The organism is Chelativorans sp. J32, from assembly GCF_000518985.1.
Taxonomy (GTDB): Bacteria; Pseudomonadota; Alphaproteobacteria; order Rhizobiales; family Rhizobiaceae; genus Chelativorans.
In genome coordinates, this window is sequence record NZ_JAEQ01000004.1 from 263,428 (window position 1) to 281,186 (window position 17,759).

General features: G+C 62.2%; 19 protein-coding genes. 7 read left to right on the top strand and 12 right to left on the bottom strand.

Annotated features, from left to right (window positions below; all coding sequences use genetic code 11):
- Positions 1 to 27: 27 nt before the first annotated feature.
- Both CHEJ32_RS0108590 and CHEJ32_RS0108595 read left to right on the top strand, forming a co-directional pair.
- On the top strand, positions 28 to 900 hold the full coding sequence (locus tag CHEJ32_RS0108590; protein WP_028033503.1) for an inositol monophosphatase family protein: 873 nt from the start codon (positions 28 to 30) through the stop codon (positions 898 to 900).
- 36 nt (positions 901 to 936) lie between these two features.
- A complete protein-coding gene (locus CHEJ32_RS0108595) occupies positions 937 to 1,770 on the top strand; it encodes an inositol monophosphatase family protein (protein ID WP_034658091.1) in 834 nt (277 codons plus the stop codon).
- A 6-nt stretch (positions 1,771 to 1,776) separates the two neighbouring features.
- Here CHEJ32_RS0108595 and CHEJ32_RS0108600 read toward each other — a convergent pair whose 3' ends face one another.
- Positions 1,777 to 2,808 carry a LacI family DNA-binding transcriptional regulator gene (locus CHEJ32_RS0108600; protein ID WP_028033505.1) on the bottom strand — a complete coding sequence of 344 codons (1,032 nt, stop codon included), beginning with the start codon at positions 2,806 to 2,808 and terminating at the stop codon, positions 1,777 to 1,779.
- Positions 2,809 to 3,213: 405 nt separating this feature from the next.
- Positions 3,214 to 3,525 (bottom strand): hypothetical protein, encoded by a 312-nt coding sequence (locus tag CHEJ32_RS28045; protein WP_371179793.1) that lies wholly within the window; start codon positions 3,523 to 3,525, stop codon positions 3,214 to 3,216.
- Here CHEJ32_RS28045 and CHEJ32_RS28050 point away from each other — a divergent pair.
- Positions 3,525 to 3,641, top strand: a complete 117-nt coding sequence (locus tag CHEJ32_RS28050) for a hypothetical protein (protein WP_371179794.1) — start codon at positions 3,525 to 3,527, stop codon at positions 3,639 to 3,641. The genes CHEJ32_RS28045 and CHEJ32_RS28050 overlap by 1 nt on opposite strands.
- Positions 3,642 to 3,789: 148 nt before the next feature.
- A complete protein-coding gene (locus CHEJ32_RS0108610) occupies positions 3,790 to 5,391 on the top strand; it encodes a Na/Pi cotransporter family protein (protein WP_256375667.1) in 1,602 nt (533 codons plus the stop codon).
- 402 nt (positions 5,392 to 5,793) lie between these two features.
- On the opposite strand, the gene CHEJ32_RS0108615 is transcribed toward CHEJ32_RS0108610, so the two are convergent.
- The 10 genes from CHEJ32_RS0108615 to CHEJ32_RS0108660 all read right to left on the bottom strand — a co-directional run bounded on the left by CHEJ32_RS0108615 (position 5,794) and on the right by CHEJ32_RS0108660 (position 14,958).
- Entirely contained in the window at positions 5,794 to 6,798 is a 1,005-nt protein-coding gene (locus CHEJ32_RS0108615) for a YncE family protein (protein WP_245261030.1), read from the bottom strand.
- A 303-nt stretch (positions 6,799 to 7,101) separates the two neighbouring features.
- The gene (gene rpiB / locus CHEJ32_RS0108620) at positions 7,102 to 7,548 is read right to left on the bottom strand and encodes a ribose 5-phosphate isomerase B (protein WP_028033509.1); all 447 of its coding nucleotides are present in this window, start codon (positions 7,546 to 7,548) and stop codon (positions 7,102 to 7,104) included.
- A gap of 20 nt (positions 7,549 to 7,568) precedes the next feature.
- Positions 7,569 to 8,846, bottom strand: coding sequence for a TRAP transporter large permease (locus tag CHEJ32_RS0108625; protein WP_028033510.1), 1,278 nt, complete (start codon positions 8,844 to 8,846; stop codon positions 7,569 to 7,571).
- Between the two features lie 5 nt (positions 8,847 to 8,851).
- Positions 8,852 to 9,319 carry a TRAP transporter small permease gene (locus CHEJ32_RS0108630; protein WP_028033511.1) on the bottom strand — a complete coding sequence of 156 codons (468 nt, stop codon included), beginning with the start codon at positions 9,317 to 9,319 and terminating at the stop codon, positions 8,852 to 8,854.
- A gap of 98 nt (positions 9,320 to 9,417) precedes the next feature.
- On the bottom strand, positions 9,418 to 10,407 hold the full coding sequence (locus CHEJ32_RS0108635; RefSeq protein WP_156936647.1) for a TRAP transporter substrate-binding protein: 990 nt from the start codon (positions 10,405 to 10,407) through the stop codon (positions 9,418 to 9,420).
- Positions 10,408 to 10,442: 35 nt separating this feature from the next.
- Positions 10,443 to 11,183, bottom strand: coding sequence for a FadR/GntR family transcriptional regulator (locus tag CHEJ32_RS0108640; RefSeq protein ID WP_028033513.1), 741 nt, complete (start codon positions 11,181 to 11,183; stop codon positions 10,443 to 10,445).
- A gap of 323 nt (positions 11,184 to 11,506) precedes the next feature.
- Complete coding sequence (locus CHEJ32_RS0108645; RefSeq protein ID WP_198023841.1) at positions 11,507 to 12,232, bottom strand: GntR family transcriptional regulator; 726 nt, start codon at positions 12,230 to 12,232, stop codon at positions 11,507 to 11,509.
- Positions 12,233 to 12,260: 28 nt separating this feature from the next.
- Positions 12,261 to 13,109 (bottom strand): ABC transporter permease, encoded by an 849-nt coding sequence (locus CHEJ32_RS0108650; protein WP_028033515.1) that lies wholly within the window; start codon positions 13,107 to 13,109, stop codon positions 12,261 to 12,263.
- The gene (locus tag CHEJ32_RS0108655) at positions 13,106 to 13,924 is read right to left on the bottom strand and encodes an ABC transporter ATP-binding protein (protein WP_028033516.1); all 819 of its coding nucleotides are present in this window, start codon (positions 13,922 to 13,924) and stop codon (positions 13,106 to 13,108) included. Before CHEJ32_RS0108655 ends, CHEJ32_RS0108650 begins: the two co-directional genes overlap by 4 nt.
- Positions 13,924 to 14,958 carry an ABC transporter substrate-binding protein gene (locus CHEJ32_RS0108660; protein ID WP_028033517.1) on the bottom strand — a complete coding sequence of 345 codons (1,035 nt, stop codon included), beginning with the start codon at positions 14,956 to 14,958 and terminating at the stop codon, positions 13,924 to 13,926. Before CHEJ32_RS0108660 ends, CHEJ32_RS0108655 begins: the two co-directional genes overlap by 1 nt.
- Before the next feature lie 222 nt (positions 14,959 to 15,180).
- Here CHEJ32_RS0108660 and CHEJ32_RS0108665 point away from each other — a divergent pair, with 222 nt between their 5' ends.
- From CHEJ32_RS0108665 to CHEJ32_RS0108675, 3 genes are all read left to right on the top strand, one after another.
- Entirely contained in the window at positions 15,181 to 15,879 is a 699-nt protein-coding gene (locus CHEJ32_RS0108665) for a fumarylacetoacetate hydrolase family protein (protein WP_028033518.1), read from the top strand.
- A gap of 107 nt (positions 15,880 to 15,986) precedes the next feature.
- A complete protein-coding gene (locus CHEJ32_RS0108670) occupies positions 15,987 to 16,850 on the top strand; it encodes an NAD(P)-dependent oxidoreductase (protein WP_028033519.1) in 864 nt (287 codons plus the stop codon).
- 5 nt (positions 16,851 to 16,855) lie between these two features.
- Positions 16,856 to 17,686, top strand: coding sequence for a sulfite exporter TauE/SafE family protein (locus tag CHEJ32_RS0108675; protein WP_028033520.1), 831 nt, complete (start codon positions 16,856 to 16,858; stop codon positions 17,684 to 17,686).
- Positions 17,687 to 17,759 lie beyond the last annotated feature (73 nt).

Sequence of the window (17,759 nt, forward strand, 5' to 3'; positions counted from 1 at the left end):
AGGAGCTCGTTTCAATAAGAGAACACGATGACCAATCTCACCACGCTCCCGCGTGCTTCCGTCACCGAGGCTACCCTGTCGCGCCATCTGCGTGAGGTAGCCATTCGAGCAGCGAGATCCGTGCAACCCTATCTCGTCAATGCATTCCGTTCCCCGATGGTGATCGATACCAAGCGCGACTTCCATGACGTCGTGACGGTGCACGATAAGGAAACCGAGAAGCGGCTGATCGATTTCATTCTGTGTGAGGTTCCGGATTCTTCGATCCTCGGCGAGGAGGGCGGCGCGACCGGCCAGGGGTCGATCCACTGGTACATAGATCCGATTGACGGGACGGCGAATTTTGCGCGCGGCCAAGGCTTCTGGTGCGTCTCGATCGGGGCGGTCGTGGAAGGTGAAATCATCGCGGGTGCAGTTCTCGATCCTGTTGCCGATCTCACGTTTAGCGCCGACGCGGAAGGAGCTTGGCTCGGCTCTGCACCACTACGCTCCCGCTCCACGCCGCGTGAAAGCGACGCCATCTTGATTACCGGCTATCCAGTTGAGCGAGATTTCCGTTCAGATGGGCGCGAGGCGGCGCTCGATCATTTCGGCACCCTGGTCGAAGCCTTCTCCACGCTGAGGAGGCCGGGCAGTTCGGCCCTCAGCATCTGCTCAGTTGCGGCTGGCTGGTGCGATGCAGCAGCGGGCTTCGGCGTCAATCCGTGGGACGTTACCGCCGCAATCCTGATCCTGAAGCAGGCCCGGGGGACCTACATGCCCCTGGCTCTTCACAAGCCGCCGGCGACGCCCGATTTCGCCTGTCCCGGATATGTCGCGCTGGGGGAGGGCGCCAATTACCCGACACTGATGAATGTTGCGCGCCTCGTGTCGGAAACCCGGGCGAAAGCCGCAAAATGACATCGCAAGAACCATCCAGAAAAGAGCAAGCATGCAATGACGGCCCTATCTCCTACCTTGAGCGCCGAGTCCGGCCCTACTCCTTCCGATCCGGGACTGGACAGGCGAGAAGCCTTCCTGATCGACCTTGCCCGCGAGGCCGGAAGGCTCGCGCAGCGCGCATTCTCCGGCGCTGAGACGCTTGCCTACCGCATGAAGGGGCCGCAGGACTTCCTGACGGTAACAGACGCGGCGGTGGAGGAACTGGTGCAAAACCGCCTTCAATCGGCGTTTCCCGAGGATGGTTTTCTCGGCGAGGAATCCGGCGGTGTTCTCTCCCCACAGATCTGGGTGGTGGATCCCATCGACGGTACGGCCAATTTCGCCCGCCGCATCCCGCACTACTGCGTCTCCATCGCCTTCGTCTCGCACGGGGTGATCGCGCTGGGAGCCGTTTTTGATCCTGCCCACGACGAGCTTTACTTCGCACGGCAAGGCAGGGGTGCCACGCGCAACGGAAAGCCAGTCCGTGTTTCGGATGTTCGCGACGCACACGCTGCATGCGTCGAACTCGGCTGGTCCACCCGCGTGCCCAACAGCGACTATCTCGACGCATTGGCAGGCATTTTGAAGGCGGGGGCCAATGCGCGCCGCGGCGCCACCGGCGCCCTGGGGCTTGCTTATGTCGCGGATGGTCGTTCGGATGGATATGCGGAGTTGCACATGCAGCCCTGGGATTGCCTTGCCGGCCTCCTCCTGGTCGAGGAAGCGGGCGGAAGGGTGAGCCCGTATCTAGAAAACGGTGGCCTGGCAAAGGGCGGTCCCGTGCTAGCCGTTGCTCCCGGGGCTGCAGATCTGATGCAGTCCGCCACCGGAATCGCGCTCAAATAGAGGCCGTCATTTGGGCCGGACCGACTTGCGCCAGACAGGATCGGCCTGGAAGCGCACCGGCTCGTGGACAATCCGTGAATCAGGCTGATGATCGATTTGGCTGACGATATGCGTTGCGATTTGATCGATCGGTTGCCGGAAGGTCGTCAATTCGTAAGACGACCAGCCGGCCTGCTCGATATCGTCGAAGCCTACCACGCAAAGTTCCTCGGGGATATTGAGGCCGAATTCGTTTCGAGCGGCATCCATGAAGCCACAAGCAAGAAGGTCGGTGACGCAAAATACACCGTCCGGCCGGTCGGAGCGGCTGAGGAGCAGGCGGGCGATCTCGGCGCCCGAAGCATAGGCGGTAGGGCCGAACCGCGTCACGCGGACTTCCATTCCAGCTTCCTTCGCCGCTTCGACGAATGCCCTTTCGCGCCCGGAAACGCTAGCGCTGCCTACGTCGGATGCAACGACGGCGAGCCTTTCGCAGCCCGCGCGCCGGAGCATGTGGAAGGCCTCACGGGCCGCGGCGCGGTTGGCGACGATCACGGTTTCGGGGCCGGGCACGAGCTCTTCGCGGTTGACGAGTATCACGTGCTGCCCGTTGTTGAGGCACGTTTCGATGAGCGAGGCTTTGGGCTGTCCGGAAAGCACGATCGTAGCATCGGCCCTGTAGTGCAGGGTTTGCCGCAACGCGCTTTCCACGCTGTCCGTCTCGCCGGAGGTGTTGATCACCATAGCCACCTTGTTTGCGAGTTGCAGCCGTCGCGTGAGGACCTCGATCATCTTCGACTGGTATGGCGTGGCGATGTCGGTCACGACGAGCGAGACGATGTTGCTGCGGTCGCTGATCAGCCCCCGGGCAAGGTGATTCACGTGATAGCCGAGTGCCTCGGCGGCCTCGAGCACCTTTTTCCGCGTGGCTTCGGAGACGCTGGCTCCATCCGTGAATGTACGCGAGACGGCCGAGCGCGAAACACCGGCACGCTCGGCAACCTGCTGCGCACTCACGAAGGATCTGCTCTGGAGCCTGCTTCCCTTCGCAGCCGTCATGTTCTTCCTGTTGAGCATTGTCTGCTGTGTCTTTGCACGGGTGTGCGCTTCTTTGCCGGCGATGAAACCACCGGACCGGAAAACTCTATAACGCGAGCCAAGCCGGGAGAGCAACCGTCCCCTTCACCATGGCGGCCCTTGCGGCGCCAACGCTATGGGATGCGAAGTGGCCAGATGCGAAGGAATTACCTCAGTCGCCGCGTTGACGCGTTTGCACACCTGTGCAAAACAAACTATGGCGATCTGGGCTTCTGTGTTCATCCGGCTTCGAGGGGCCCATTCCGGATGGGCCCGGCAGACTCCAACCACAAGAACGAGAGACCTTTGATGATGCAATTCTCACCTCGCTATGACCGCCCGGCAATAAGCCTCATCGCAACCGGATTGGGGGAGGACGGGGTGTCGCTATATCTCGGGGATTCCGAGGGCGCCCGCGACATCGCGCTGCTCAAGGAGCAGGGGATTACCACGGTGATCAATTGTGCGGTCAATCTCGACTTCAATTACGTCAATGATCCCGTGCAAAAGGAGGAGCCCGGCAAGGTGGCCGCAGGGCACGGAGTCGTGCGAGCCTACAAAATCGGCCTTATCGACGGTGAGGGCAATCCTGCGCGGATGATGCTTGCTGGCTACTACATCCTTGATGGCGCTCTGAAGCAGGTTATGCCTGAAAAGGAGAGCTATCCGCACCGTGAGCGTGGCAATGTTCTGGTGCATTGCCGGGGAGGGCGCAGCCGCTCCGTGGCGCTTGTGGCTCTTTACCTCCACAAAAATTTGCCGGAACGCTTTCCCACATTGGACGACGCACTTGCCCATGTGCGTGTCAAACGTGAATTGCGGCCCGACGAATGGTTCGAGACGCCAAAGCCGATGCTGGTGGAGGCGGCCCGGCAAGCATCGGATGCAATCGACCTGCTGGAGGGCAAATAAATTTCCTCAACGCTGATCCTGATCGATCTGCTTGGCGCCGGCGCGCTGCTCCTGTGGGGACTTCGTCTCATCAAGACAGGGATGCTGCGCGCGTTCGGCACTTCATTGCGCACCTGGATCGGACGCAGCACCAAGAACAGGATTTCCGCCGTCCTGGTGGGTATGCTTGCTACAATCGCCGTCCAATCCAGCACGGCGACGGCCGTCATCACCGCATCCTTTGCTGCGCGCGATCTTCTTTCGGGAACGATGGCGCAAGCCGTCATGCTTGGGGCAAATGTCGGGACGGGGCTTGTTGCGGCCATCCTGTCGATGGACCTGCATTGGCTCGCGCCTCTGATGATCCTGATCGGGGTGGCCGTATTCTTTCGTAGCCACCGCTCCCGGGGAAAGGGCATCGGCCGTTCTATCCTCGGGCTCGGGCTGATGCTTCTCGCTCTTCGTCTCCTTGGAGAGGCGACAGCACCTATTCGTGAATCGTCTCTTGTCGTCCTGATGCTGCGCGGGCTGGAGAATGCGCCGATTTTCGCTCTGTTGTTTTCCACGGGTCTTGCGTTTCTTGCCTCGTCGAGCCTTGCCGTCGTGCTTTTCGTCGTTCTGTTGGGAAACGGCGGCGTCGTGACACCAGTTTTGGCGCTTGTGCTGGTCGCCGGTGCGAATCTCGGCGGCGCAATTCCGCCTTATCTGGCGGTCTTGCATGAAGGCGTGGAGGCAAAACGCCTTGCTCTCACCAATCTAGCGATCCGCGCGGCGGGTGCGGTCGCGCTTACCTTCGGTGCAGCCTATGTGGCAGCGCTCGCCGCGCCATTTTGGCCATCCACGGGAGCGCTGGCGCTTGCGGCTCATGTCGGATTTTCTCTGGCCTTGCTGCTCATCTTCCTGCCTGTTCTCGGACCGGTTACCCGGATGATGGAGCGGCTGGTGCCGTCCATGCCAGAGGATATGTTCGGTCCGCGTTATCTGGACGACAGCGCCATGGGGTCGCCGGCCATCGCGCTTTCCGCCGCGGCGCGCGAGACGCTGCGCCTGGGAGACATGGTGCGTGACATGCTGGAGGGGAGTATGCGAGCTCTTGAAACCTCGGATCCCGACATGCGCGCAGAGCTCGCCCGCATCGAGGATCAGGTCGACCGATTGCACGGCGCGATCAAGACCTATCTCGCCCGCCTCGGCCAGGAGAAACTCGACGCTGAGGACATGCAGCGCGCATCCGAGATCATGTCCTATGCGGTCAATCTCGAACATATCGGCGACATCATCGACAGCGGGCTGTCGGATCTGGCGGCCAAGAAGGCGAAACGCAAGCTTGCCTTCTCCGCCGAAGGAATGGCCGAGATCATGGCGTTCTATCATCGCACGCTCGACATCCTGCAGATCGCACAGAGCGTCTTCCTCTCGCGCGATCCTGAGCTTGCTCGCCAGCTGGTGGGGTGCAAGGTCGATGTCCGCCGGCTGGAAGCGGAATCGGCGGAACGGCATCTTGAGCGCCTGCGCGCCCGCCGCACCGAGACGGTCGAGACCTCCGGCCTGCATCTCGATATCCTGCGCGATCTGAAGCGAGTGAACGCGCATCTTATATCCGTCGCCTATCCCATACTCGACGGCATCGGCGCCCTGAGTGACACCCGCCTCCGCCCGGCATCGGACCTGTAGGCGAAAGCCTGATCGCAGCTGATCCCCGCTTTTGCTGGAGTGGGGCGCTTCTGCTGGAGTGGGGCGCTTCTCATGGTATGATCACGAAATCCTTCCGTCCCCATGAGAAGCTTACCGGCCGGTCATCCGAAATTCTGTGCGTCCCCCCAGTTGATCCATTCAGGCAGCAGTCACGGATTGAAATGTGGTTCCCAGGTGCGAATCATGAAGAGTGTGCAACGGCCTCGATCAATTCTTCGGCGCTCCAGCGCGTATATCCGACCGGCCATTTCGATATTGAGCATCGAGGCCCAAGCGGCCTGCCAAAAGGTAGTGGAGTGCCTGGGCCATCCGGATGTCGACCTGATCTCCATGTCCGCAACTTGATCTTGCGGCAAGAGGCGCAGGTCTGCAAAGAACCTCTCACCATGCCGGTCGATATATCCAGACGGCCGCTTGTTCTTCAGCATGTGCCCGCACGGCTAGGAACAAGCGGTCGAGCTCGGGGACGAATAGCGACGTGCGCGCGCCGGGCGCGGTGGGAACATGAGCGATCCGGCGGAGGCTGCCGTCTTCCGCTTCGAAGGCATCCAAATACCCTTCTCCGCAGCTGACATAAATCCGGCGGCGCTTGGCGTCCACGAACACGTCATCGGCATCGCCGCATGCCCCTGTGCTTGCGACAGGCGATCCGTCCTGCATTGAAAAAGCGGTCAGCGTCGCCGGCTTGCGGAATGCAACGAGCAGCCGCCCGGAAGCTTCATCCAGCGCCATTGGATAGTTCTCGCTCGCCTGACCAGTCGGCCAGCGGGCTATCACCTCCCGGCGCTGGCGGTCGCCGACTTCAATCATGTGTGCGTCGGGAACGTTCACGAAAATCCGGCTTCCGCCGCTCTCAAGCCGGAAGCTTTCGGGATGGCCATCCAGGGGGACGTCGCCGCTCTTTCGGTTTGCTGCCGCGTCGATGATCGCCAGCGCTCCATCCCCATAGCCGACGAACAGCTGGTTGGCATCGCTGTCGATGCGGATGTTGTCTGCGTCCTCGCCAAGTTGGATGCGGCCGGTTTCCTTCAGATCCGGCCCCTGGAACAGCCGGAGCGACCCGTCGCCGCTTGCCACGTAAAGCGTGCCGGCAGAGGCCAGATATGCGACGCCCTGGGGCTCCTCAAGGCCGCCGATGCGTGCAGCCACCTGCGACTTCTTCAGGTCGACAACCCCAACGCTGTTGTTGCCAAGCTCGGCCACGAACAGGCGTTGCCGGTCGAGGTCGACCGCCAGATGATCGATCCGGCCTGCCACGTCGCCGAGAGGGATCTTGCTTTCGAGCTGCAGAGGGCCGGAATCGGCGGCGTAAGCGTTCGCAAGCTGGACTGCGGCGAAAAGGGCGGTCCAGATCGTCAGCCGTCGGGGATCGGAGAGGCAAGGCATTTTTACGCTCACTGCGTGAAGCCGAATGCTAATTCCGAAGTGGAATTGGTACAATGCCTCAATCGGACGATCCCGTACCCTTACGGCACAGTCAATGCTGGCAGCTAGACCTGTCCGCCGGACTCTTTCGCGTCAGGTATGATCCAAACCGATCTTCGACCGGCTGGCTCATGGAGACAGCGCGCCTGAGCCAAGGTTCTTTATCAAGCTATGGAGTGCCTCCCATTGTCGGCCACCGGCAACATGATCGGCGGCAACAAAAGATGCACAGGCTTGGTGTCACGATAGATAGGCTGGCGATGGTCAGCGCTCGCCGTCCATCTCCGCAAGCTTTTGCACGCGGCGGCGGAAATCCTCGTCGGTCGAAAACTCCGCCTGCAGGTAGGCCGTGACCAGATCCTTGGCGAGCCAGGGGCCGACGATCTGCGCGCCAATGCACATGACATTGACGTCGTCGTGCTCTACCGACTGATGGGCCGAGTGGATATCGTGACAGACCGCGGCCCGGATGCCCTTTACCTTGTTTGCAGCAATCGAGGCGCCGACGCCTGTGCCGCAGACCATGAGTCCGCGGTCGGCCTTGCCCGCGATGATCGACGAGGTGACGATTTTGGCGATGTCGGGGAAGTCGACCGGATTGGGGTCGTAGGATCCCGCGTCATGCACCTCGTGCCCCAGCGACCTGATGTGATCGATGATGGTCGCCTTGAGCGGGAAGCCGGCGTGGTCAGAACCGATGACAATGCGCATCTTGAAGGATCTCCGGAAGGTTACTGGGCGATCATTCGCGGCAGCCACAACGTGAAATCCTTCGCGAAGGTGAGGATCGCGAGCGTGGTCAGCAGCGGGATGTAGAAGGGAAGCAGCGCCTTGAGCAGCTGCCGGATCGATACCTTTGCGATATCCGATACCAGGAACAGCGACAGGCCCATTGGTGGGGTCAGCAGTCCGACCATCAGATTGAAGATGGTCACGATGCCGAGCTGGACGGGGTCGACGCCTGCCAGCACCAGCGGCGGCGCGATGATCGGAACCAGGAGCAGTGTGGCCGTCGTGGAATCCAGGAACATGCCGGCGACGAAAAAGATGAGGTTGGCGATGATGAGCAGCATCAGCGGGTCGCGCGAAAGGCCAAGGAGTGCTGCCGCGAAGGTCTGCGGCACCTGCTCCACGGCGAGGATCCAGCCGAAAAGTGCTGCGGCTGCGACGATGATGAGGATCGCGGACGAGCTGCGCGCCGTCAGCACGGCCGAGTTCCACAGGTGCTCGATGGTGAGTTCGCGGTAGAACACGGCGCTTATCACGATCACGTACATCGCCGTCATGGCCGCAGCTTCCGTCGGCGTGAAGGCGCCGTAGGTCATGCCGGCGACCATCAGCGCGGGCGCGATGATGGCGGGCAGCGCCGGCAGGAAGTCGCGAGCGACCTCCCATGGCGTCGGCCAGCGTTCGGCACGTGGATGCTTGTGCCGGATCGCCACGATGAGCACGGTCACCATGAGGAGCACCGTGCAGACGATTGCCGGCATGATGCCCGCGACCAGCAGTTGCACGATCGAGACGCTGGTGACCGAGCCGTAGACGATCAGCGGGATCGATGGCGGAAAGATTGGCCCGAGCGTCGCTGAAGCGCCCGTCACCGCTCCTGCAAAGGAAGGATCAAAGCCTCGCTTCTTCATCGCGTCGATCTCGATGCGGCCCAGCCCGCCGATATCGGCAAGTGCGGCGCCCGACATTCCTGAGAAGACGAGGCTGCCGAAGACGTTCACCTGTGCCAAGCCCCCCGGGATGCGGCCGACAAGCGTATAGGCGAAGCGGAATATGCGGTCGGTGATGCCCGACAGGTTCATCAGGTTGCCGACGAAGATGAACAGCGGCACGGCGACCAGCGGGAAGGAGTCGAGTGCGTAGGTGATGCGCTGCGCGAGAAGGCCGAGTGGCAGGCCCTCGATGATCACATAGGCGATGGACGGCAGCAGGATCGCATAGACCACCGGGAAACCGAGCATGAAAAGCGCCAGGAAGGCGATGACGACTGCAAAACCCATGGGCGTCAGACCGCGATGTTGGTATCGGCCTGCGGCGGCTTGCGCAGGTGGAGGAGGTGGATCAGCGCGGCGCCTGCGAAGCCGAACAGCGTCGCGCCAAGAAAGAGCCAGAACGGAATCCCGAGAGTTGGTGTCGCGTTTGTGAGATTGCGCGAAATGTTGGTGGCGGTGACATAGGCGATGAAGCCCGTCGCGGCGATTGCGCTTATCGAGATCGACCAGTTCACGATCCCGCGCAGCCGCTTCGGCATCGCGGCCTTGAATTCCCCCATCACGATGTTCTCGCCATTTTGCACCACGAGCGGGTAGGCACAGAAGATCAGGCAGATGAGCAGGAAACGCGTAAACTCCTCCGCCCCGATGAACGGCAGCACGAAGACGCCGCGCGTGATGACCTGAGCTGTCGGCACAAGCACGAGCCCCGCCATGATGAAGACCACGAATGCCGTGAGAATGCGTTCTGGAATGCGCATCCGGTCCCTCCCTGAAGATCGCTCGGCACGCAAGGCGCCGCCGACAATTGGTCTGGTGGGCGGCCGGAGCGACGGGCGCCTCGGCACGCCAAGAAGACTTACCGCACTGACTGGATCTGCTCGATGAGCGGCGTGAAATTCGGGAAATCCTGGGCGATCTGGGCGCTGACCTTCTCGCGGAACGCGTTGACGTCCAGCCCGTCGGCCTCGGTGATGATGGTCATGCCACGCCCCTTGAGCTCTTCGACAAGCTGGGCTTCACCTTCCTGTGCCAGCTGAAGCGACTTCTTCGCCTCCTCGTCCAGCACCTTCGTGATCGCCGCCCGCTGCTCCTCGGTGAGGCCCTGCCAGACCTCCTCATTGACGAACACCGCAAGCACGGCGCGCATATGCCCGGTCATCGAGATATGCGACTGCACCTCGTTGAGGTTGTTCGACGCGATCATGGTGAGCGGGTTCTCCTGGCCGACGACAACGCCCGTCATGAGAGCAGTCGGCAGTTCGGCGACCTCGACGGGGGTCGGAATGGCTCCGAAGCCCTTCACCATCGAAACCCAGAGTTCAAGCGGAACGGCACGGAACGGTTTGCCGGCAAGATCGGCGGGCGACTTCACCGGGAAATTGGACGATATCTGCCGATCGCCACGATAGATACGGCCGATGATGCGCACGCCTTGTGCGATCAGCTTCTCGTTGATCGCCTGAAGCGCCGGCGAGGTCGCCGGATCGGTTGCCTTCAAGGCATGCTCGCCGTCGCGATAGATGAAGGGCGCATTGAACACCGCAACCTCGGGTACGAGGCGGGCGAGCGAGGCAAAATCGTGGTGGCCCATCGAGATGGAGCCCATCTTGATGCCGTCGACCATCTCGGCGACGCCGCCAAGCTGGCTTGCCGGATAAACGGTCAGCGTGACCTCGTCGTTGGTGGCGGCAGCGATGCCTTTGGCCGCCTCGGCGGCGAAGATCGTCTGTATGTCGCCCTCTGCCCCCACATGCGCATATCGCAATTCGACGGCGAGCGCGGCCCCCGCCATTGCCACCAAAAAGGCGGCACCGGTCAGGGCGCGGATGATGGTCCTCTGCAGCATGTCGAAAATCCTCCCTTTGTTCTTCATGCTTCTGCTTAGGTCTGCGGCCTCCTGGTGAAGGCCGAGATGAGGCTGCGGCGGCGGAACTCGTCGCCGATCGCGAAATGATCGCGGAGTTTGAGATCAGCGGCATTTGCGTCCCGCTCCAGGATCGACAGGAACACCTCCCGGTGCGCCTCGACGAGGTAGTCGACAATGCCGGGCTCGGAGATCGTTACTTCACGGCGCTGGACATGGCTGCGGCGCAGCAGCTCGCCGATGGCTCCGTAAAGCGTGGTCAGAGCCTCGCTGTGGCTTGCCTCGACGATCGCCTGGTGGAAAGCGAAGTCGGCCGCACCGCCTTCGACCGGGTCGTGAAGCGTATCCATCAGCTGGGTGAGCCTCGACCCGATGCGCTTGAGGTCGCTTTCGGTGGCGCGCTCGCAGGCCAGCCTGATGGCCTGGCACTCGATGGCAATCCGTGCCTGCATCACGTCATCGAGGATGTCCGGCTGTTGGGCGAGGCTGAAGGTGAAGAAATCGGACAGGACGTTGATATCGGCCTGGCGCACATAGGCCCCTTTGCCATGCCGGATGTCGAGAAAGCCAAGCATTGCTAGCGAGCGCAACGCCTCGCGAAGCAGCGGGCGCGACACGCCGAGCTTCAGGGACAATTCCCGCTCGCCGAGCAGGCGTTCGCCGGGCTTCAACGAGCCGTCGAGCAGCGCATCACGGAAGAAGGCGAACACCTTCTCGGCGCCTGAAAGATCACTGCTCTCGGCTAGCACGGTGGACATCGGGGCTCCTCCCCACTGGCATTACAGTGGTCAGACCACTTGATTCCCGATCAGCCGTCTCTTGTCAAGCACTCCCAGGTTCAGGTGCGGCGGCACGGGGAGCCCACTCCGCAACCCCTCGATGCTTGACGGGCAGGCCGGCCATCTTCAGCGCTGACCAAGTTTGTGCGGACAGCGAACGACGAGCTGCTGCACTCGATCCTCATCGACAGGGGCATTGCAACCGGCGGTGGGAAGAGGGGAGGGCGGAGCTGCGCGAGCGCAAAAAGCTACGCCCGTTGCAGAGGCACATCGGGCGATATGCGGATCGGCTAGGCTTCGCCTTATCTGAGCGAACCGCCGCCCGCCCGGCGTGACTGCGGCATATCGGAATCCGACTGGCTCGGGATCACCTTGCGAAGGCCCTCAAGGGTAATATGGTAATGCTCGGTCAGCAGCTGACACGCCAACTCCACATTGCGTTCGAGCACGGCATTGAGGATCGCCTGATGCTCGGCCGCAGCGCCTTCGCGCCGGAGTTTGCTCGGATTTGTATTCATCGAAAGGTTCCGATACCGCACCGCCTGGTCCATCAGCGTCGAGCAGAACCCCAGCAACCAGCTCGATCCGCAGCGATCCAGAAGCAGCAAGTGGAATGCCTTGTGCCGAACCTCCCATTCCTCGGAAATCTCGCGCCCCGTCTCGGTAGGCAGCAGCCGCTGCGTACGCGCTAGACGGTGATAACTTACCACCAGCGCATCCTCCCACGCCTCGTCCGCATTGCGCATCGACTGTTCGAGCGCGAGTGTCTCCAGCCAGACGCGCGTCTTCACCAGTTCCTCGAGATCGGCCATCGAGATGGTTGCCACGAAGAAGCCGCGATGGCTTTTCCTGTCGACGAGGCCTTCCGACGAAAGCCGGTTCAAGGCCTCGCGCACCGGCACGGCTCCGATCCCGTAACGCTCGGAAATGGCGTCTATCTGGAGCTTTTCGTTGGGGAACAGTTCGCCGTACAGGATATCGTGCCGAATCCTGTCATAGGCCTGCTCCGATAGATTTCTGACTTCCACTACATCACCAATGCCGCGACTGCTCATCTCAGCCGATTGCGCCCTGACGTTCGGACTTGTTCCAGAACACAAATCTGCGCTGCGCCCACGCGATCGTGAAATAGAGCGCCAGTCCGAGAAGGCTGAGATAGAGAATGAGAGCGAACACGCGCGGCGTGTTCATCTGGCTGGCCGATTGTCTGATCAGCGCGCCAAATCCTTTGCCGCCGCCCAGGAACTCTCCTGTGATCGCGCCGGCCATCACGCCGACTGAGGCGATCTTCAGGCCGGTGAAGATGTAGGGAAGGCCGGTCGGCAGCTTGAGCCGGATCAGCGTTTGGAATCGCGACGCTCCCATGGATTTGAACAGCATTCGCTCGTTTTCCGACGCGGCGTAAAGACCCGCAGCTGTCGCCACCACGATCGCGAAAGTAGCGATGAAAGCCGCAAGCGCCACTTTCGAGGAGATGTCGAAACCGAGCCACGCAATGAAAAGGGGCGCGAAGGCGATCTTGGGCATCGTGTCGATTGCGACGAGGTAGGGCATGACGGCCCGTTCCCCGAACTTTGTTTCTCCCACCAATACACCCAATGAAAACCCGATCGCCGCGGCTATCAGGAATCCATAGATGACGGTCAGCGTCGTGGTCCACAGCGCCCCCAACATATAGTCTCCGGTGACCAGGTTGTGCCCGACGAAGATCAGGTCGTCCAGCGTTTCCCGCGGACTGGGAAGGATGATGGGAGACACCCAGCCCATGCGCGTGACGAGGTCCCAGATCGCGACCACCGCCACGAACAGGATCGTCATGGCAAGCCATCGCGGAATTCGATCGATCAGCGCGTCCCGTTCGACCCAGACCGTATCCGCACGTTCCGTATGCGAAACATCCGTCATGCGAAAGCCTCCCGGCCAAGTAGGTTGCGTATATGCGCCACGATCTCGCCAAAGCGCGGTGTGTTGATCATTTCAAGCGTTCGCGGTCGCGGCAGATCGATCGGCACGTCTTCGACGATCCGGCCGGGGCGAGCCTGCATGACGAGGATCCGGTCCGACAGTATCACCGCTTCGGCGAGCGAATGGGTGACGAGGAAGGCGGTTGCCTGGCGTTCCATGCAGATGCGCTGCAACTCCATATTCATGAAGTCGCGCGTAAGTTCGTCGAGCGCCGAGAATGGCTCATCGAGCAAAAGGACGGCTGGATCCGCGATGAGCATGCGGCAGATGGCGGCGCGCTGCGCCATGCCGCCGGAAAGCTCACCCGGATAGACATTCCCGAACTCGCCGAGTCCTACGAGTTGCAGCAGATCGCGCGCACGGGCCATGGCAGCCTTCGCGGCCCCGCGGCCGGACCGGATCTCGATCGGCAGCACGATGTTCTCGACCGTGGTTTTCCACGGCAAGAGGGTCGCCTGCTGGAACATCATGCCGATATCGGGCCGCGGCCCGAGCACCGGTTGCCCCTCGAGCACGACACGTCCCCGGGTGGGCGGCAGGAGCCCCGCCATGATTTTGAGCAGCGTCGACTTTCCGCAACCGGACGAGCCGATCACGGAAACGAACTCGCCCTTGCGAAGCGTCAGGTTTACATCGGTGAGCGCGGTCAGGCTGTTGCGGGCGTAGGTCTTCGCCAGCCGCTCGATCTCATAGACCGGCCGCGCTTCCCGCGCGACCGGTTCCGCACTCAGCGGGCGGGTTTTCACCATCGTCATCAGGCGTTCCAGCCCGCCACGAATTCGTTCGTGTACACAGACGACAGATCGTCCAGCGGCTTTTCGAGGGCCCCCGATGCGACTGCAGAATCGTGGATCTTCTGCCAGTGCTCAGGCGGCTGATAGCCGTAGCCCTGAGCAGCGTAAGCCTCAGTCGGCGTCATCCGGTAGATCACACCCTCAAGCAACGAAGCCGCGAAGTTCTTGTCCTCGCCTTCCTGCGGGTTGCCCGCCGCGCAATGCTCCAGCGCCTTGTCCTTGTTGGCCGGATCCATCGCGAATTTCGTGCCGCGCACCAGCGCCTTGCCGAATTTCGGCGCCAGGTCGGGTGTTGCCGCCATCTGGCTTTCCAAGATCGCGATTCCGTTGCCGAAGAAGCCGAGATAGGCTTCCGGGGTGATCTCGCGCAGCTTCAGGCCGCGCGCGGCGAGGATCGCGGCATCGGAGACGGCGCCGGCATAGCACGCGACCTCATCGCGCAGGAAAGCCACCGCCGCCGTACCTCCGTCGCCCACGGGCAAGAACGTGTAGTCGGTACCCTCCTCCAGATTGAGATCGGCCATGATGGCCCGGGTGAAGGAGACTTCGGCGCCATCCGCGGTTCCTACGCCGATCACCTGTCCTTTCAGGTCGGCGGGCTCCTTGAACTCGCTCTCTTCCTTCACCAGCAGGCCGAAGACCGACTTCGGATAGAGATTGTAGATGAACTTGACATCGACGCCGCGGGCACGTGCGCCCAGTACCGGTCCCGGTCCTGGCGCTCCCAGTTGCGCCTGGCCCGCTGACATTGCCTGGAGCACAGCCGATGATCCGTCGATCGCCTCCAGCGTGGGGTTAAGTCCTTCCTCCTCGAAATAACCCTCTCCGACCGCAACCCAGTAGGGCAGCCAGGTCAGAGCCGACGGGTTCGGCACGGCGAACGTGATCGCAGTCTGCGCACGCACGATCGCCGGCATGCCCAGCGCCGCGGTCGCAATGCCGGCGCCAGTCAGCTTTGCGAAGGTGCGGCGCGATACCTGAGTTCTAAGCGTCATGAGTTCCTTCCTCCCACTCATCGTTGCTGGGCACCGACAGGTGAAGATGGCCGCCAGCGCCCATCATTCAAAGGTATACGAACCGCCGCGGATTGCAAAAGAATATATGAAATTACGAAAACAGTGATTTCATATCTTGATCTCGAGGCCGTTATGGGAAATCGTGGCGCGACTTCAAGCGGCAGCCGTCAGGTTGCCAGTCATTCATGAGGGAGGACATCTTTGGTTTCTTACGCCGTTCCGACGCCGCCCCAGGCGCATCTCGACATCACCGGCTCGGACGAAAAATTCCCGGTCCGGCGCATTTATTGCATCGGCAAGAACTATGTGGCCCATATCCGCGAGATGAACGCCGACGAGCGCGATCCGCCCGTGATTTTCATGAAGCCGGCGGATGCGATCGTGAAGAATGGCGGGGAAATTCCCTATCCGGTGTTCACGAACAACTTCCATTACGAGTGCGAACTGGTCGTTGCGCTGAAATCGGGGGGCTACAACATTTCCGAGGCGGACGCGTCGAAACACATCTTCGGCTACGCCGTCGGGCTGGACATGACACGCCGCGACCATCAGGCCGCTGCTTTGGCCAAAGGCCTGCCGTGGGAGGTGACGAAAGCTTTCGACCTTTCCGCGCCGGTCGGCCCGATCACCCGAGTTGAAGACTGCGGCGTGCTCACCACCGGTCACGTCAAGCTCAAGGTGAATGGCGAGGTTCGACAGGATTCCGATATCTCGCTTATGATCTGGAAGATCGACGAGATCATCGCCAAGCTTTCCGAGCAGCACCGCCTCATGCCCGGCGACATCATCATGACGGGAACGCCGGCGGGGGTCGGGGCCGTGGTGACGGGAGATGTGCTCGACTGCTCCGTCGACGGGCTCGCCCCGATGCAGCTTCGCATAGGGGCACCCGCAGTGTGACTGCGTGACCGCCTCGCCCCCGCCGAGGGCAGGCGAGGCGGATCATCGAAGGGCTGCGGGCCGGCGGGACGACGTTGGTCCCTGGATTGAGGGGGAGGGGGAAGACAATGAGCCTTATCGGAATTGCTGGTGCCGGCCGGATGGGCACAGCGTTCGCGCGCCGCCTTATCGAAACCGGGCACGAGGTGACGATCTGGAACCGAACGCCGGCGCGCACCGCAGAGGCCGCGCAAGCGGGCGCTGGCCTCGCGTCCGACCTTGCTGCACTGGCCGGATCGGACGTCATTCTGATCTCGTTGACGAACGGCACCGCGGTAAACGCGGTCGCCGATGGGCTGATCGCTGCCGGCATCGGTGGGCGGCTCGTCATCGACATGTCCACGATCCTGCCGGACGAAAGCCGCGCGGTGGGGGCGAAAATTGCTGCTGCCGGAGCAGACTTCGTCGACTGTCCGGTCGGCGGCACGGTCGCCCCCGCGCTGAAGGGGCAACTTCTCGGAATGGCAGGCGGGTCGGATGCCGCATTCGCCCGTGCAAGGCCCGTTCTGGAGCAACTTTGCCGCCGCGTCGAGCATCTCGGGCCGGTAGGCAGCGGCGCGCAGATGAAACTCGCCATCAACCTGCCGCTGGCGATCTATTGGCAGACGCTGGCGGAGGCGTTGGTCTTGTTGGACGATGCGGGGATCCCGGCGGAGAAGGCGGTGGGACTGATCGCGGACAGTTCGGCCGGGCCGGCTGTGCTGAAGAACCGCGCCCAGGTCGTGGTGGATACGCTGGGCGGTAAGGACCAGCCGGGCACCTTCGACATTTCCGGTCTGGCCAAGGACCTCGACCTGGCATTGCGCTTCGCGGCCGCGGGCGGCAAAGAGCTGCCGATATCCCAGACGGTAAGAGCCAGTTACGCTCGCGCGCTCGCGGAAGGACTCGGCCGTTTCGACGGCGCGAGCCTCACGCGCATGCTTCTGGGTTAAGTGCCTTGGAGATATTCGCTGATCCACAGACGCTTTTCGCCCTGATCGCCGCCCTTGTGGTGGCCGGTGCGGCGATCGGCTTCCTCGCCGGCCTGTTCGGGATTGGCGGAGGCGCCATATCAGTCCCGGTCTTCTACGAGATCTTCGGCGTCCTTGGCTATAATCCCGAGGTGGCTATGCCCCTCGCCGTTGGAACATCGCTGGCCGTGATCGTGCCGACCTCGATAAGTTCGGCTCGGGCGCATCATGCCAAGGGAACCGTGGACATGGCGCTCCTGCGCATCTGGGCGGTGCCGGTGCTTGTCGGCGTGCTGCTTGGGGCCGCCATCGCGCGTTACGCCGATCCAGCGGTTTTTCAGGCGGTCTTCGTCGGAGTGGCGACGGTGAATGCGGCAAAGCTGCTCACGGGCGGAAAGGGGTGGCGCTTACGCGAGGAACTGCCGTCAAAAGGCGTGCTGCGCATCTATGGCGCCGCGATCGGGCTCGTATCCGCGCTGATGGGTATCGGCGGCGGGGCGGTGTCGAACCTGGTGATGACGCTGCACGGCGTGCCCATCCACCGGGCGGTGTCCACCGCGGCGGGCGTCGGCGTCCTCATCGCAATTCCGGGAACGCTGGGATACATGATTGCCGGCTATGGCCGGCCCGACCTTCCTCCGGACGCCATCGGCTTCGTTTCGCTGGCTGCTTTCGCCCTGACGATCCCAACCTCGCTTCTCACCACGCGTCTGGGCGTAGCCTTGGCGCATGCCCTGCCGAAACGCACGCTTGAGACCGCATTCGGCTTGTTCCTCCTTTTGGTGTCCCTTCGTTTTCTTTGGGATCTCCTGGGATAGCCTGGCGTACCCTGTACCAGCTGGTACGCCGGCGCTGCCAAAAAGAGCTTGGCTCCGCGCATTGGTTGAGCCT